This window comes from Photorhabdus kayaii (genome assembly GCF_025384895.1).
Taxonomy (GTDB): Bacteria; Pseudomonadota; Gammaproteobacteria; order Enterobacterales; family Enterobacteriaceae; genus Photorhabdus; species Photorhabdus kayaii.
The window spans coordinates 16,716-30,728 of sequence record NZ_JAJAFZ010000025.1; the positions used below are offsets into that span (position 1 = coordinate 16,716).

Genomic DNA, 14,013 nt, shown 5'->3' on the forward strand with positions numbered 1-14,013 from the left:
TCAGGTCATGTGCCATTTTGAATTTGAACAGTGATTGAAGTTCCACAATGGATTGTTTTAGTTTGGTCTGACAGTTATCGGTTTTTTATGCTGGTAACTGTCAGGTTTGGTCTGAGCTATACTCTATGGATTTCAAGATGCATCGCGATGGCAAGGGAGCGAATCCCCGGTAGCATAGCTAACTTCGTTATTAATAAATATATTTATATCATATGTAAGTAAGCTGAGAAATTATTTACATTGGTCATTTTTAAAATAACCAAAATTAATCTAAATATTTTTTCAGATGATAATTTACTTTCTGTGAAAAAATAATTTTTTTAAAATATTAATAGTAATTTACATATTGAATTTACAAGATGAAATTATTTTATATTTTATATTTTAATGTCTGATTTATTCGATTTTATAATATGGAGAATGATATTTATACTGAAAGGAACTTATAATAAATAATAAGTTCCTTGATAATTAAATGAGATTACAGATAAATGCTTTATGAACAAACATGAACTGCGTTTGCCGCATCAATCCCCAATGTAGCTATAGCAGCACCAGCCAGAGCTAGTTCTGCAATAAATGCGGCTCCATCTGTAGCAAACCATATAGTTAATTGTGCTGCTGCGGTTACCCCAGTAATTACCCAGTCATACCAATGCATTGAGTCCTTTAATGCCTTGATTATTCCAGAAAAACCTACAGCATTCTTAATTTCAGAAATTAATGACCAAATAATCTTCGCTTTATCAAGAAGAGAAGTCGCATTTTTAAAGTCTTCGATTGTAGCAAGTAATCCACGTAGAGTATCCTGGCTTAACTCTTTTAATAATGCGCGTGTGGCTGCACGAGTTTCAGCTTCATTTATACCTAAAAATTGGAATACAAGACCAAAAGCATCAGCAACAACCGTACCAATTGCAAGAATACATGGAGATACACCGGCGTATTCAATTGGCTTTAATTCTCTATCAATGCGAAGATGAGTTAAATTATTAAGGAATAATCTCTTGTGAGCATCATTTACAACCATATCAAGGCTGATATTTGCTTTTTGATAATCGGAAAGTTGATCATAAAAGTCTTTATAATACGGAGTCAGTGCTGTAGCCAGCTCTTCTTTGGATAAAGTATATAACATTTCTTTATTTTCAACGTTCATTTTTTATTCCAATTCAAGTTAAGTTAAGAATAATTTTTGAGAATGCTTGTGCTAATAAGAATATAATAAAGAGAAAATTAAATATAGTCGTATTTGAGATAATTTAAATGATATTATTGTGCTGTAATTCACATATATTAAACTTAATTCTTGTGTATAATGTGTTTTTATTAAACTTCAATTAATATACTTGCTGATGGTCGATATTAACTATTATCTACATGGATAAATATATTTATACGAGAGATTCATAAATCTTTATATTATTATTTTTTGTATTATATTTTTTTTGTTTATTTTTATGTATATTGAGTTTTTATTATTGAAAATTAAATTGTGAATTATTATTTTGATATTAATTGGGATGTAATCAGTCCTCCAAAAGGAGTAGGAATCCGACACTGGTCAATCAGTCACTACCATCTAATGGAGTCCCCACTGAAGTTCAGCGGGGGAAATGTATTATGAATAGAAACGAAACCAATGGAGGTATCAATTTTATGCAAAGATAATCTTTGTGGAGTTGAATTTTCCGAAGGCGATTTTTGTGTTAAAGAAATAGTTCCAATAATGAATTTAGGAACAGTTTGCCTTTCTGCGTAATTTGCCAGTGTGTTGCTGTTTCAGAGAGATAACCAGCGGCTAAGGCTTGTTCAATTTGAGTACGAATTGAGGTTTCAGATAACCCGGTGAAATCACTGAAATCTTGTTTTGGCATCATTTCCAGTAGACGGAATCGGTTCATAAAAAATTCAAATGGTCGATCTTCATTTTCTACCTGATGCTGTTTATCCAGATAGCGCCCCTGCATATATCCACGAGGATGTTTGGTTTTCACTGTGCGTAGGATACGGCCATCTTCAAATGTGATTTTTCCATGAGCGCCACAGCCAATACCAAGGTAATCCCCAAAACGCCAGTAGTTGAGATTGTGCTGGCATTGATAGCCTGGCTTGGCATAAGCAGAAGTTTCATATTGCTGATAACCTGCCGCTGTCAGCAATTGGTGACCTTGTGAAAAGATATCCCATAAAGCATCATCGTCGGGTAGAACGGGAGGACGAGAACCAAAGCTGGTATTAGGCTCAATAGTCAACTGATACCATGAAAGATGCGGTGGTGATAATGCAATTGCCTGACGTAAATCATTCAGCGCTTCATCAAGACTTTGGTTCGGCAAACCATGCATCAAATCTAGATTAAAACTGCGTAGCCCCAGACTGGCGGCTAAACGTGCTGCCCGTTTGGCTTCATCCGGCCCGTGAATACGGCCAAGACGTACTAGTTTATCCGGGCTGAAACTCTGCACGCCAATGGATATTCGGTTAATACCCGCTTGCTGGTAACCGCTGAAACGGTCGATTTCCACAGTACCCGGATTGGCTTCCATCGTAATTTCAGCTTGTGGCGATACCGGCAGGAGAGCACGAACGCCATCCAGCAATTGTTGCATTGCCTGTGAGCTAAGCAGGCTAGGGGTTCCTCCACCAATAAAGATAGTGGTAACTTCCCGTCCATTGACCATTGGCCGATCTGTTTTCAGATCTGCCAATAAGTGGTCAACATACTCCTGATGTGGAACATCACCTTTCAAGGCATGAGAGTTGAAATCACAGTAAGGACATTTTTGTACACACCATGGAATATGGATGTAAAGACTCAGTGGTGGAAGTTTAAGCATTACGTAGTGTATCCAACATCATCTTTAGTGCCTGACCACGATGCGAAACAGCATTTTTTTGTTCACCCGTTAATTCAGCGGCAGTACAGCCTAATTTTGGTATGTAGAAGATGGGATCATAACCAAACCCGCCATTACCGGCAGGCTTATGAGCGATAATCCCCGGCCAGCGACCATGAAATACCAGAGGAGTTGGATCTTCTGCATGGCGTATATAAACCAACACACAGTTAAACTGAGCTTGACGTTGATCGTCAGGAATATCTTTCATCGTATCCAGCAATTTTTCCAAATTTTGCTGGTCAGTAGCATTTTCACCTGCATAGCGGGCTGAATAGATACCCGGAGCGCCGCCAAGGATGTCTACAGATAGACCAGAATCATCAGCAATTGCGGGCAGGCCGGTAACTTGTGCGGCGTGGCGGGCTTTAAGAATGGCATTTTCAATAAATGTCAGCCCGGTCTCTTCGGCTGAATTTACGCCTAACTCAGTTTGAGCAACAATATTCAGACCAAAATCAGCCAGTAATTGTGCCAGTTCACGAACTTTTCCGGGGTTGCCGGTTGCCAGAACGACTTTTTGCATTATTTTGAGCTCAATTTAATTCTTATTTACTGTATCAGCCATGAAAGAACATCAGCGCGGAGATAGTTCAGTGCGTATAGGATCAAAATGACGATCATTGCTGAAAAATCAAGGCCGCCCATTGTTGGCATAATGCGGCGGATAGGTGCCATCAATGGCTCTGTTAGTTGCATCAAAACATAGTCAATCGGATTGCGTCCCTGGCTTATCCAGCTTAGTAGAGCACGTGCCAGCACCAACCAGAATATCAGTTTACCTGCTGCTGTCAGCAATTCAATTAACCCGATAGGGATGAAAAGTGTGAGGAAAGCAACCGCACCGGTACTGAACCAAAGTTGCATGATCAATTTAAACAATACCAGAACGTAAGCGACAACAATGGAGGCAGTATCGAGAGAACCAATAGACGGTATAACTCGGCGTAATGGCCGAACGATCGGTTGGGTCATTTTCACAATAAATTGGGCAAATGGGTTATAAAAATCACAACGAGCCCATTGCATCCATACACGAAGTAATAAAACAGCGATGTATAAATCCAGAACTGTGAATAGAATAAAGGTTAAAAATTGCATTTAGCAGCCTTGATAAAATTAAAATTGTTTTTCCATTTCCTGTGCCCGGCGAATAGCCGCCTGCATAGCGTTGGATACGGTTTCCGGCAATTTGCCTTCATAAAAAATACGTAATGCTTCCGCAGTAGTACCGCCTTTAGATGTTACCTGTTCACGCAGGGTTGCAAAAGGGAGATCTACATTTGATGCGGCCAGTGCCGCAGAACCTATTGCCGTTTGCAAAACAATTTCACGGGCTGTTTGGCTATCAAAACCTAGACGTTCTGCTTCCTGTTGCATTGATTCCATAAATAGGAAGAAATAAGCGGGTGCACTGCCTGCTACGGCGATAACGTCATTGATGCCATTTTCATCTTTTACCCAGTAGGTTTTACCAACACTGTTCATTAATGCTTGAGTGAAATCACGGTCAGACTGACTGACTTGCTCAGATGCGAATAATCCGCTCACCCCTTGACTAATTAATGCCGGCGTGTTTGGCATGATACGAACAATATTGAGTTTGTCTTGTAATAAAGCATCAAAACGTGCAACGGAAATACCTGAAGCAATAGACAGAACCAGCTTGTTACTGAAATCTACATTTTCTTTCAGAGGCTGGCAGACATCTGCCATGACTTGCGGTTTTACCGTCAGAACAACAACGTCTGCTTCCTGTGCGTAGCGAATATTGTCACTACCGCTGTTAACGCTATACTCTGTTGCTAGTGCATCGCGGCGAGTATGACTTGGTGCGCAGACATTAATCAGCTCAGCAGGGTACCCTCCTTTTACTAATCCAGCTATGATGGCGTGAGCCATATTACCTGCACCAATAAAGGTAATTTTACGTTTCTCCATTGAATACCTCGTAGCATTGAAATGGTTAATTGTGATACTGACGTGCACCGAAAATTGCTGTTCCAATTCGTACTAATGTGGAACCACAATTAATAGCGGCAGCCATATCATCAGTCATCCCCATTGAAAGAGTATCTATTTGAGGATATTTCGTTTTCAGGTTAAGGAAGGCTTGTTCCATCCTCCTGAAAACCATTAATTGATGTTCATAGTCAGGTTCTGGTGCCGGGATTGCCATTAAACCACGGAGCCTTACATTCGGCAGTTTGTTCACTTCGGTTGCCAGCGTTGATAGTTCATCAAGTTGAATACCTGATTTGCTCCGTTCATCACTGATATTTATTTGAATAAGAATATTCAGCGGTTCCATTCCCTCCGGGCGTTGTTCGTTCAGGCGTTGTGCTATTTTCAAGCGGTCAATGGTATGGCACCAGTTAAAATTTTCTGCCACCAAACGGCTTTTATTAGACTGTAACGGACCGATAAAGTGCCATATCAAATCATTACAATTTGCAAAATACGCAATTTTTTCTACACCTTCCTGCACATAATTTTCACCAAATTGGCGTTGCCCGGCAGCGATTGCTTTTTCGATATCTTCCACAGGTTTGGTTTTACTGACTGCAAGCAAGGTAATTTCTTCTGGAACGCGTTCGCATTTCTGTGCGGCAATGGCTATGTGGGTCCTGACATCTTGTAAATTTTGTTCAATATTGTTCATGGTGACTCAGGAGATTAAAAAATGAATATGGATAAGCTAGTGGCCCTTAGTGTAAAGCATAATGCTTCAGATCTGCATCTTTGTATTGGGCAAGTTCCTGTATTACGTATAAATGGAGTGCTTTGTCCGCAAACTCAACTGCCATCTGTAAATAATCTATTGCTGGAAGAGTGGAGTAGGCAGTTTTTATCAGAAAATCAGCGACAACAGCTACTAACGAGTGGACATGTGGATTTTGCGTTGGAAACAGAAAATGGCCAACGATTGAGGGGCAACATTTTTTGTCAACACTCCGGGTTGTCAGTCGTTTTGCGTTTAATTCACTCTCAGTGTTCAACTCTGGAACAGCTAAAAGCACCTGAAATTATCCGTGAAATGGCTTTGCGGGAAGAGAGTGGGTTGATCCTGGTAACAGGTGCTACAGGCAGCGGGAAGTCGACAACGTTAACAGCCATTGTGGATATGCTGAATAGCCACTGTTGTCAGCACATTATTACATTGGAAGATCCCGTGGAATTTATCCACCATAGTCGCAATTGTCTGATACAACAACGGCAAATTGGATTGAATTCTCCTAGTTATCAGGAAGCGTTAAAAGGGGCTCTCCGGCAAGATCCTGATGTATTGTTGTTGGGTGAGTTGCGGGATAAAGAGACAATACGCTTGGCGTTAACCGCGGCAGAGACTGGGCATTTGGTATTGTCGACTTTGCATACCAGAGGTGCTGTACAGGCAATTGACCGGCTGGTGGATATTTTCTCCGCTGAAGAAAAAGGGTGGGTACGTAGCCAGCTAGCAGGCAGCCTGAAAGCTGTGATAGCACAGCAATTAGTCTCTGCCCAAGGAGGAGGACGAGTTGCTATATATGAAGTATTGGTAGTTAATCAGGCAGTGAGTCATCTGATACGAGAAGGAAAAAATCATCAAATAACAACACTTATGCAGACGGGCGCTGCCAGTGGGATGCAAACTTATGAGCAAGGCTGGCAGCAGCGTAAATTACAGGGATTACTGGCAGAGCAAACAGAAAGGAAGATCAAAGAGAATGCTATCAGTTAATTGCGAATCGCGGTTATATGGTTGCTGTTAATAGTGCTGTTCAAACCAGCTTTCCAGAATAATAACAGCGGAAGTAGCATCTACTTTTCCTTTATTTAAGGCTTTATAACCCCCTCGGTCAAACAGATGGGCACGGGCTTCAACCGTTGTCAGGCGTTCATCTTGGAGTTGAACTTGTACGCCAAACCGGCCATGTAGCCGGTTTGCAAATTTACGTGCTTGCACTGTGACGAATTGCTCAGTGCCATCCATATTGAGGGGAAGGCCAACGATAACCAGATCAGGTTGCCATTCTTTAAGTAATTTTTCGATTTGCCCCCAATTGGGGATACCATCTGTGGCTTTAAACGAGGTTAATGCTCTGGCGGTGCCCGTGATTTCTTGTCCAATGGCTGCGCCGATGCTGCGGGTGCCAAAATCGAAGGCCATTATTGTACGGTTATTCATCTATGCATGTCCTGCCTGTGGGGCAATATTATAGATATTGATTCCGAGCAAAGATGCGGCTTCACGCCAGCGGTCCGCAATGGGTGAGTTGAAAATAATGTGTGGATCAGCGTTTGCTGTTAGCCAGCTATTCTCCATTATCTCTTTTTCAAGTTGACCCTTTTCCCAACTGGCATACCCCAACGTGACCAATATCTGTTTTGGTTGGCGTGGTGTACCCAAGGTTTCAAGGACGTCTTTGGAGGTGGTGATCATTGTGTCATCGGAAATTCTGATACTTGAATTGAAACCTGGTTTTGGTGTGTGCAATATAAAACCATGATCTTCAGCAAGTGGGCCACCAGTCATAACAGGCTTGTTTAGATTGATACTTTCATCCCGATCTTCTGGTGATATTTTCAGCTTTTGTAAAACTTTCCGAACGGAGATTTGCTCAATAGGTTTATTTATCACCAATCCCATTGCCCCATTTTCATTGTGTTCACATATGTAAACAACTGAGCGTTTGAAATAGGGATCAGATAATGAAGGCATGGCGATAAGAAAATAGTGCTGTAGATTCATTTTTTTTCTAGTAATTAACCTGGCTGTGTAAGGATTATTTAGCCCAACAGTATGTGGGCTAAAAGTATAAATGACAAACCTTGACAGGCAAATTCGTGAAAAGAATTTTTTATTTCTCTAATCGTTCTTCAATTGCATTCATTAACATGCCAATGATTGAAATATCAGGGAAAGCGGCTTCTATCTCGCGTGCACAGGTTGGACTGGTGACATTAATTTCAGTCAGTTTGTCACCAATGATGTCCAGACCAACAAAGATTAACCCTTTTTCTTGCAAAGTTGGAGCAACAGCTCTGGCGATAGCCCAGTCACTTTCTGAAAGCGGGCGAGCTTCACCACGGCCACCCGCAGCAAGATTACCACGGGTTTCACCTTGGGTAGGGATACGAGCCAGGCAATAAGGAACGGGTTCGCCATTGATAATTAATACTCGTTTATCACCTTCTTTTATGGCCGGTAAGAAATTCTGCGCCATGCAGAAGCGATTGCCATGTTCTGTTAGAGTTTCAATAATAACACTAACGTTTGGGTCATCTTTTTTCAGGCGGAATATCGATGCACCGCCCATACCATCTAGTGGTTTAAAGATGACATCTCCGTGTTTCTGGTGGAATTCACGTAAGTGAGCGGCATTGCGAGTCACTAATGTATCTGGTGTTAAATCAGGGAACCAGGCTGTGAAGAGTTTTTCGTTACAATCGCGTAGGCTTTGTGGTTTATTGACAATGAGAGAGCCTTTCTCTTCCGCGCGTTCCAAAATATAAGTGGCGTAAATGTATTCAGTATCAAATGGTGGATCTTTGCGCATCAGGATGACATCCAATGTTTCCAGTGCTAGATCTTGTTCTCTATCGAATTGGTACCATTGTTGTGGATGGTTTTCTACCTGCAATAAGCGGGTACGTGCGCGGGCTTCCCCTTGGTGCAGATAGAGATCACTCATCTCCATATAATGGAGTTCCCAGCCGCGACGTTGTACTTCTAATAGCATGGCAAAACTGGTGTCTTTCTTGATGTTGATGGATGAAATGGGGTCCATCACTATGCCGAGTTTGATCATTCTTTCTCCTTAACCCAAATCGCCGAAACGCACTTGTAATGCAGTAATTGCGGTGAGCGCTGTCGTTTCTGTTCTCAGTACCCGTGGTCCTAATAGGATATCAGTAAATTGGTAATTAGCTGTCATGGCAATTTCATCTATCGATAATCCGCCTTCCGGGCCGATCAGTAAACGCACTTTTTCCACAGGTAAAGGTAGGGTATTGATGCTTTGGCTGGCTCGTGGATGTAGATTTAATTTTAAACTGCCATCATTTTCTGCACACCAGTGCTCAAGTTGCATCACTGGGCGAATTTCAGGTACACGGTTACGACAGCATTGCTCACAGGCAGCAATAGCAATTTTCTGCCACTGCTGAAGTTTTTTAGCCAGCCGTTCTCCATCCAGCTTTACACCACAGCGTTCAGAAATTAAAGGCGTAATAACATTTACCCCTAATTCTACAGATTTTTGAATGGTGAATTCCATTTTCTCACCACGGGATATGACTTGCCCCAGATGGAGATTAAGTGGTGATTCATTATCGGCGAGTTCGCTATTGCTGATATGTACTTTGACAGATTTTTTGCTAGCTTCGGTAATCTGAGCGTTGAAGATCTGATTGCTGCCATCAAACAGTTGTAACTGTTGGCCATGAGTCATTCTGAGTACCCGCCCAACATGGTTAGCCGCCTCATCACTCAGATAAATTTCAGTATTCGATGAGAGTAATTCCGGGTGATATACGCGGGGTATACGCATGTTTTTCTTTCCTTATACATAAGGCCATAAATAATGGAGGGTATGATAAGGGAGGCTTAATCCAATTATCAAGTTATCTCGATGCGGATTGTTATCTCTGAATAAATGTTGCGAGTCTGCTCGCATATTTATATCTTATTTGACTTTTTTATGTTTATTTTGTTGTTTTAATGTAGTGGTGTTTATTATTATCTTTTTATGCCAAAAACATAATGAATATTTGTTTTATTATTTGGTTAAAATATTCATTGTATAATTAAGCTGGAGGTGTTTTATTAAATGGATTTTAATATTAAGGTTATTGTTTTGGCTGTTTTTATTGGAATAGTGTCTGGAATGATTCTGAATAAAGCGATATCTGTATTTATTAAAATTACTTATGGATATGAAAAAATAGCTTTCGGTTATTTTCAGATTGAATTAGTGACACTGTTTATAACGGCTTTTTTTGTGATTTATTTTTCATTGAGTTTTCATTCATATATTGTTTTAATGTTTGTTTTGATATTTACTTGGATGCTAATTATACTTTCTTTTATTGATGTAAAAATTAGGTTGTTGCCAGATATAATAAATTACCCACTTTTATGGTTAGGGTTATTATTGAATTTAAATCAAACTTTTGTGTCTATTGAACAAGCTGTGACAGGTGCGATTGCGGGTTATTTGGTTTTATGGTCGCTCTATTGGTTATTCAGAATAATCTGTCATAAAGAGGGATTAGGATATGGCGATTTTAAATTAATGGCGGCGGTTAGTGCTTGGTTGGGGGTTGGTGCAATTCCTTTATTAATGTTCTTATCCTCATTGTTTGGTATTATTGGATGCGTGTGGCAATGGAGAATGCGAGAAAATTATCAGGATGCTATGGCTTTTGGTCCTTATATAGCTATTTCTGCGATCATAATGATTTATCTGAACTTGCAGGGAATGGATGGATTATTTTGGATGGCGCCCGATAGCTAAATAAGATATGGGCGCCAGTAGTTAAAATTGTGGTATTAAAAAATTGTGGTATCAAAACTGATAGTGAATCAGCATATCTTGCCAACGTTTAGGTTGTCCCAAATATTTATCAAGAGAAATAATAGATAGCTCGTTTCTGTTATTTTCTAAAATAAACGTAGGGAAGCCTGAGCCGCCAACTTTTGCCAATAGTTCTCGGCTTTCTCTAATATGTTGGAGACTTTCTGATTCATTATTCAATATCAGCTCTTGCTGGAACTGTTCTGAATCAAGCTGTAGTTCATTTGCTAAATTCAATAATGTTTCAGTTTCGCTGACTTTTAGTCCACGAACATAATGCGCTTTTTGTACTGCCAGTAACATTTCGACACCTTTAACAGCCAACTTTTCTGCTGCAAGAATGGCTGATATTGGTGGTAATGAATCCATAATCAGTGACTTATCATTTAACAGTGTAACATATTGCTCACTGAAAATTTGCCCGGTCAGGCTTGCGATCCGTTTATCCTGACTAAGGACATAATCACGCCATGTGCTGTCTATTTGGCGTCTATTATCACCTGTTAGCATTCCGCCGCCATGCAATTCAATTTTCACATTTGCGACCTCTTTTGCTGCTTGTATCAGAGAGGAAACGCCATAGCACCAGCCACATAGTGGATCATAGATATAATGCAGAGTCATTCCGGGCATATTACTTATTCCTGAAAAAGGGTTAATTCACTTATTGGGGCCACTTCATTTCGCCTTTCAGCACCTTAGCACTTAATTCGAGACTGGATTTGTCTCCAAGTTTTGGATAGTGTTTCTCCATTGCAGCTATTAGCGCTTTTGAATCTTTCGCTTTTGCCAGCTCTTTCTCAAAAATAGTCAGGTACTTCTGCGTGAAATGAACGGATTCCAACGTCATTGGCGTGTTACCAAGGAAATGTCCCGGAACTACAATTGTCGGTTTTAGCTCTTTGATACGATCTAATGTCTGCATCCAGTTTTTACGAGACTCTTTAGTCTGTGTATCCGCCATCCAGACATGAATGTTGCTTGAAACGGTGACACCGCCTACTACCGCTTTTAGTTTTGGTATCCAAACGAAAGTACGGTCAGCCGCAGGGCCATCAAGACCTTCGACGATCAGTTTTTCACCATCAACTGTAAAAGTGTGACCTTCCAGTAGTTGCGGCACGATGACTTTTTTGGGTGCCTGTTCTTTCAGGACACCTCCCCAATAAGCCAGTTTGCCATCTTTGGTCTTGTTGATTTCTTTAATTGTTTCTGGTGATGCAATGACTTTGGCATCAGGGAATGCTTTGGTCAGTACTTCAAGGCCGAAATAGAAATCAGGATCGGACTGACTGATATAAATGGTTGTCAGCTTTTTTCCGGTATCTTTAATTCTTTTGACCAGTGCTTCAGCATCATTTTTTTGAAACTGAGCATCGATCAGTACAACTTCTTTATCTCCACTGATGATTTCAGAAGAGACAGGAAATAGGCTTTTCTCACCCGGATTATAAACATCCAGTTTGAGATCAGCGGCTTGTGCCAGAGAAATGGTACCCAAGGAAAGGATACCTGCCAGCGCAATATTTAGTGTTGTTTTGCGAGTCATGATTGAATTCCTGATGTTGTGTGAACGAGGTTCATAATAAGTTGCGTTTTTCGATGGAAAAACCGCATAATTGGTAATTATTTGTTGCATAAATCGAGCTAATTGATGGATAGAATCACTGCTGCGCAAGTGTTCACTATAATTGTAGAACAAGGCAGCATGATTGCTGCATCGGAACGGTTAGATATGTCGCGGGCAATGGTATCCCGTTATTTGGCTGAAATGGAAAAGTGGGCGGGAGTACGTCTGTTACATCGTACGACGAGAAAGATCAGCCTGACATCAGCAGGAGAGATCGCCTATCAGCGCAGCCGTAAGTTATTGCAATTGTCGGAAGAGATACCTGTTCATCAACCAGTAGAAGCGCAGGAGCTGAGTGGTCTTTTGCGGATAAGCAGTTCTCAATCTCTGGCAGTAAGCGCGTTGTCTGTAGCGATTCCTGAGTTTATGCAGATTTATCCTCAGATAGCTATTGATATGCAAATAAGCAATAAGGCAATAAATTTGGTCGAGGAGCGGATAGATTTAGCGTTACGCATCACGAATAATCTGGAACCGAATTTGATCGCCAGACCGTTATCGACATGTCATTCTGTGGTTTGTGCCGCCCCTTGTTATCTGGCGGGAAAAATGCTCCCGCAAAAGCCTGCTGATTTAGCCCTGCATAACTGTATGACTTATAACTTTTTTGGTAAAAGTCTTTGGTTATTTGAACATCGAGGGGAAAAATATTCTGTTCCTGTTAGCGGTACTTTGAGTGCCAATGAATCGATGGTGTTAATGGAAGCAACATTGCAAGGTGCGGGAATCGCCATGCAACCTTATTATTCTGTTGCTTCGCATTTGGCGTCAGGAAAATTGATTCAGTTGTTGCCAGAATATCGACCTCAAGCTATGGGAATTTATGGTATTTATGCCAGCCGTCAAAATATGCCCGCAACGCTGAGGGCATTACTGGATTTTCTGGTTCAATGGTTTGCTTCCTCTCCATACTGGCAAGCACTAATGCTGAAAAGCTGACTTTAGTTTCTGAGGAAACAGAGCAACTTGTGCTTTTAGGTGCTCAATAAAAGTATCGACTGGGGCGGAAGAAGGACGGTGAATGGGTTTTATCAGGCTGACAGTAAAAGGAATGTTAATACTAAATGGGCGAGCGCATATTTCAGATTTGCCATGACTGTCTAGATAATCGAGTACGGTCAGTGGGTTGACAATAGAAACACCAATGCCTTCTCGCACCATTGCACATACTGATGCAGCACTGTGAGTTTCCATAATCATGCGGCGGCGAATATGGTGTTCTGTGAATATTCCATCAATGAGCTGACGGTAACTATCTGTTATTGAAAGGCTGATGAAATTTTGTTGGTTGAAATCTTCTGGAGTCAATAGCGGTTTATGACTGAGAGGATGAGCGGCAGGCAATACGCAAATTTCATTTAGTGTGATCAGTGTTTCTCTCTGTGTACCCGGTGGTGTCTGCAAATGTTCTGTCAGACCCAGATCATGGCGTTGAGCTGAGAGCCACTCTTCCAGTAGAGGTGACTCCTGTGGAATGATGGTTAAATTAGTGTCAGGGTATTGACGGGTGAAGTGGTGGCAAACTTTCGGTAACAGTGATTGAGAAAATACCGGCAGGCAGGCAATGGAAAGCTGAGCATGTTGAAATTTACGTATGTTGTCAGCCGCATTCATTATTCTTTCAAGTCCATAATAAGAGCGCTGTACTTCTTCAAAAAGGCGCAATCCTTGTGCTGTCGGATGCAGGCGGCCTTTTACTCGGTCAAATAGTTTGAATTTTATTAGATGCTCGAATCGTGCTAATTCGCGACTGACGGTTGGTTGTGATGTTTGTAATAAAATAGCCGCTTCTGTCAGGTTTTTTGTCGTCATTACCGCATGGAAGATTTCAATATGGCGCCATGAACAAGAAGACATAAATTGTTCCTTCGAAAGATAATTCTATATCACAGATGAATAAACTATAACGAAATGGATATTTTTA

17 protein-coding genes are annotated in these 14,013 nt (G+C 41.0%); 4 read left to right on the plus strand and 13 right to left on the minus strand.

The window, feature by feature from the left end:
• Positions 1-30: 30 nt before the first annotated feature.
• Positions 31-222, plus strand: coding sequence for a hypothetical protein (locus LGZ98_RS11385; protein WP_262978103.1), 192 nt, complete (start codon positions 31-33; stop codon positions 220-222).
• Positions 223-496: 274 nt separating this feature from the next.
• Here LGZ98_RS11385 and LGZ98_RS11390 read toward each other — a convergent pair whose 3' ends face one another.
• The 6 genes from LGZ98_RS11390 to LGZ98_RS11415 all read right to left on the minus strand — a co-directional run bounded on the left by LGZ98_RS11390 (position 497) and on the right by LGZ98_RS11415 (position 5,562).
• Entirely contained in the window at positions 497-1,159 is a 663-nt protein-coding gene (locus tag LGZ98_RS11390) for a hypothetical protein (RefSeq protein WP_262978104.1), read from the minus strand.
• A 550-nt stretch (positions 1,160-1,709) separates the two neighbouring features.
• On the minus strand, positions 1,710-2,840 hold the full coding sequence (gene hemW, locus LGZ98_RS11395; protein ID WP_113043277.1) for a radical SAM family heme chaperone HemW: 1,131 nt from the start codon (positions 2,838-2,840) through the stop codon (positions 1,710-1,712).
• Positions 2,833-3,426: an XTP/dITP diphosphatase gene (locus LGZ98_RS11400; protein ID WP_113043278.1), complete on the minus strand. Its 594-nt coding sequence runs from the start codon at positions 3,424-3,426 to the stop codon at positions 2,833-2,835. Before LGZ98_RS11400 ends, hemW begins: the two co-directional genes overlap by 8 nt.
• 26 nt (positions 3,427-3,452) lie before the next feature.
• A complete protein-coding gene (locus LGZ98_RS11405; RefSeq protein ID WP_113043279.1) occupies positions 3,453-4,001 on the minus strand; it encodes a YggT family protein in 549 nt (182 codons plus the stop codon).
• A gap of 18 nt (positions 4,002-4,019) precedes the next feature.
• Positions 4,020-4,841: a pyrroline-5-carboxylate reductase gene (gene proC, locus LGZ98_RS11410; RefSeq protein WP_113043280.1), complete on the minus strand. Its 822-nt coding sequence runs from the start codon at positions 4,839-4,841 to the stop codon at positions 4,020-4,022.
• Between the two features lie 25 nt (positions 4,842-4,866).
• A complete protein-coding gene (locus tag LGZ98_RS11415; RefSeq protein ID WP_113043281.1) occupies positions 4,867-5,562 on the minus strand; it encodes a YggS family pyridoxal phosphate-dependent enzyme in 696 nt (231 codons plus the stop codon).
• A 21-nt stretch (positions 5,563-5,583) separates the two neighbouring features.
• On the opposite strand from LGZ98_RS11415, the gene LGZ98_RS11420 reads away from it, so the two are divergent.
• The gene (locus LGZ98_RS11420; RefSeq protein WP_113043282.1) at positions 5,584-6,621 is read left to right on the plus strand and encodes a type IV pilus twitching motility protein PilT; all 1,038 of its coding nucleotides are present in this window, start codon (positions 5,584-5,586) and stop codon (positions 6,619-6,621) included.
• Positions 6,622-6,648: 27 nt separating this feature from the next.
• Here LGZ98_RS11420 and ruvX read toward each other — a convergent pair whose 3' ends face one another.
• The 4 genes from ruvX to rsmE all read right to left on the minus strand — a co-directional run bounded on the left by ruvX (position 6,649) and on the right by rsmE (position 9,433).
• The gene (ruvX, locus tag LGZ98_RS11425; RefSeq protein ID WP_113043283.1) at positions 6,649-7,068 is read right to left on the minus strand and encodes a Holliday junction resolvase RuvX; all 420 of its coding nucleotides are present in this window, start codon (positions 7,066-7,068) and stop codon (positions 6,649-6,651) included.
• On the minus strand, positions 7,069-7,632 hold the full coding sequence (locus tag LGZ98_RS11430) for a YqgE/AlgH family protein (protein WP_113043284.1): 564 nt from the start codon (positions 7,630-7,632) through the stop codon (positions 7,069-7,071).
• A gap of 109 nt (positions 7,633-7,741) precedes the next feature.
• A complete protein-coding gene (gene gshB / locus LGZ98_RS11435) occupies positions 7,742-8,692 on the minus strand; it encodes a glutathione synthase (protein WP_113043285.1) in 951 nt (316 codons plus the stop codon).
• A 9-nt stretch (positions 8,693-8,701) separates the two neighbouring features.
• Positions 8,702-9,433, minus strand: coding sequence for a 16S rRNA (uracil(1498)-N(3))-methyltransferase (gene rsmE, locus LGZ98_RS11440; protein WP_113043286.1), 732 nt, complete (start codon positions 9,431-9,433; stop codon positions 8,702-8,704).
• 279 nt (positions 9,434-9,712) lie between these two features.
• Here rsmE and LGZ98_RS11445 point away from each other — a divergent pair, with 279 nt between their 5' ends.
• Entirely contained in the window at positions 9,713-10,399 is a 687-nt protein-coding gene (locus LGZ98_RS11445; RefSeq protein ID WP_113043287.1) for a prepilin peptidase, read from the plus strand.
• Positions 10,400-10,450: 51 nt separating this feature from the next.
• Here the strand turns inward: LGZ98_RS11445 and LGZ98_RS11450 are convergent, their stop codons facing one another.
• On the minus strand, positions 10,451-11,092 hold the full coding sequence (locus LGZ98_RS11450; RefSeq protein ID WP_113043288.1) for a DsbA family protein: 642 nt from the start codon (positions 11,090-11,092) through the stop codon (positions 10,451-10,453).
• Positions 11,093-11,123: 31 nt separating this feature from the next.
• Positions 11,124-12,008 (minus strand): MBL fold metallo-hydrolase, encoded by an 885-nt coding sequence (locus LGZ98_RS11455; RefSeq protein WP_113043289.1) that lies wholly within the window; start codon positions 12,006-12,008, stop codon positions 11,124-11,126.
• Positions 12,009-12,113: 105 nt separating this feature from the next.
• Between LGZ98_RS11455 and LGZ98_RS11460 the strand changes: the two genes are divergently transcribed.
• Entirely contained in the window at positions 12,114-13,028 is a 915-nt protein-coding gene (locus LGZ98_RS11460) for a LysR family transcriptional regulator (protein ID WP_011145516.1), read from the plus strand.
• Here LGZ98_RS11460 and LGZ98_RS11465 read toward each other — a convergent pair.
• Positions 13,011-13,946, minus strand: coding sequence for a LysR family transcriptional regulator (locus LGZ98_RS11465; protein WP_113043290.1), 936 nt, complete (start codon positions 13,944-13,946; stop codon positions 13,011-13,013). The two genes, LGZ98_RS11460 and LGZ98_RS11465, sit on opposite strands and share 18 nt — an antisense overlap.
• Positions 13,947-14,013 lie beyond the last annotated feature (67 nt).

Coding starts and splice junctions, on each gene's coding strand:
- proC (WP_113043280.1), bottom strand. CDS start 4,841: ATGGAGAAACGTAAAATTACCTTTATTGGTGCAGGTAATATGGCTCAC.
- LGZ98_RS11400 (WP_113043278.1), bottom strand. CDS start 3,426: ATGCAAAAAGTCGTTCTGGCAACCGGCAACCCCGGAAAAGTTCGTGAA.
- LGZ98_RS11420 (WP_113043282.1), top strand. CDS start 5,584: ATGAATATGGATAAGCTAGTGGCCCTTAGTGTAAAGCATAATGCTTCA.
- rsmE (WP_113043286.1), bottom strand. CDS start 9,433: ATGCGTATACCCCGCGTATATCACCCGGAATTACTCTCATCGAATACT.
- LGZ98_RS11405 (WP_113043279.1), bottom strand. CDS start 4,001: ATGCAATTTTTAACCTTTATTCTATTCACAGTTCTGGATTTATACATC.
- LGZ98_RS11415 (WP_113043281.1), bottom strand. CDS start 5,562: ATGAACAATATTGAACAAAATTTACAAGATGTCAGGACCCACATAGCC.
- LGZ98_RS11445 (WP_113043287.1), top strand. CDS start 9,713: ATGGATTTTAATATTAAGGTTATTGTTTTGGCTGTTTTTATTGGAATA.
- LGZ98_RS11390 (WP_262978104.1), bottom strand. CDS start 1,159: ATGAACGTTGAAAATAAAGAAATGTTATATACTTTATCCAAAGAAGAG.
- LGZ98_RS11455 (WP_113043289.1), bottom strand. CDS start 12,008: ATGACTCGCAAAACAACACTAAATATTGCGCTGGCAGGTATCCTTTCC.
- gshB (WP_113043285.1), bottom strand. CDS start 8,692: ATGATCAAACTCGGCATAGTGATGGACCCCATTTCATCCATCAACATC.
- LGZ98_RS11460 (WP_011145516.1), top strand. CDS start 12,114: ATGGATAGAATCACTGCTGCGCAAGTGTTCACTATAATTGTAGAACAA.
- ruvX (WP_113043283.1), bottom strand. CDS start 7,068: ATGAATAACCGTACAATAATGGCCTTCGATTTTGGCACCCGCAGCATC.
- LGZ98_RS11465 (WP_113043290.1), bottom strand. CDS start 13,946: ATGTCTTCTTGTTCATGGCGCCATATTGAAATCTTCCATGCGGTAATG.
- LGZ98_RS11450 (WP_113043288.1), bottom strand. CDS start 11,092: ATGCCCGGAATGACTCTGCATTATATCTATGATCCACTATGTGGCTGG.
- hemW (WP_113043277.1), bottom strand. CDS start 2,840: ATGCTTAAACTTCCACCACTGAGTCTTTACATCCATATTCCATGGTGT.
- LGZ98_RS11430 (WP_113043284.1), bottom strand. CDS start 7,632: ATGAATCTACAGCACTATTTTCTTATCGCCATGCCTTCATTATCTGAT.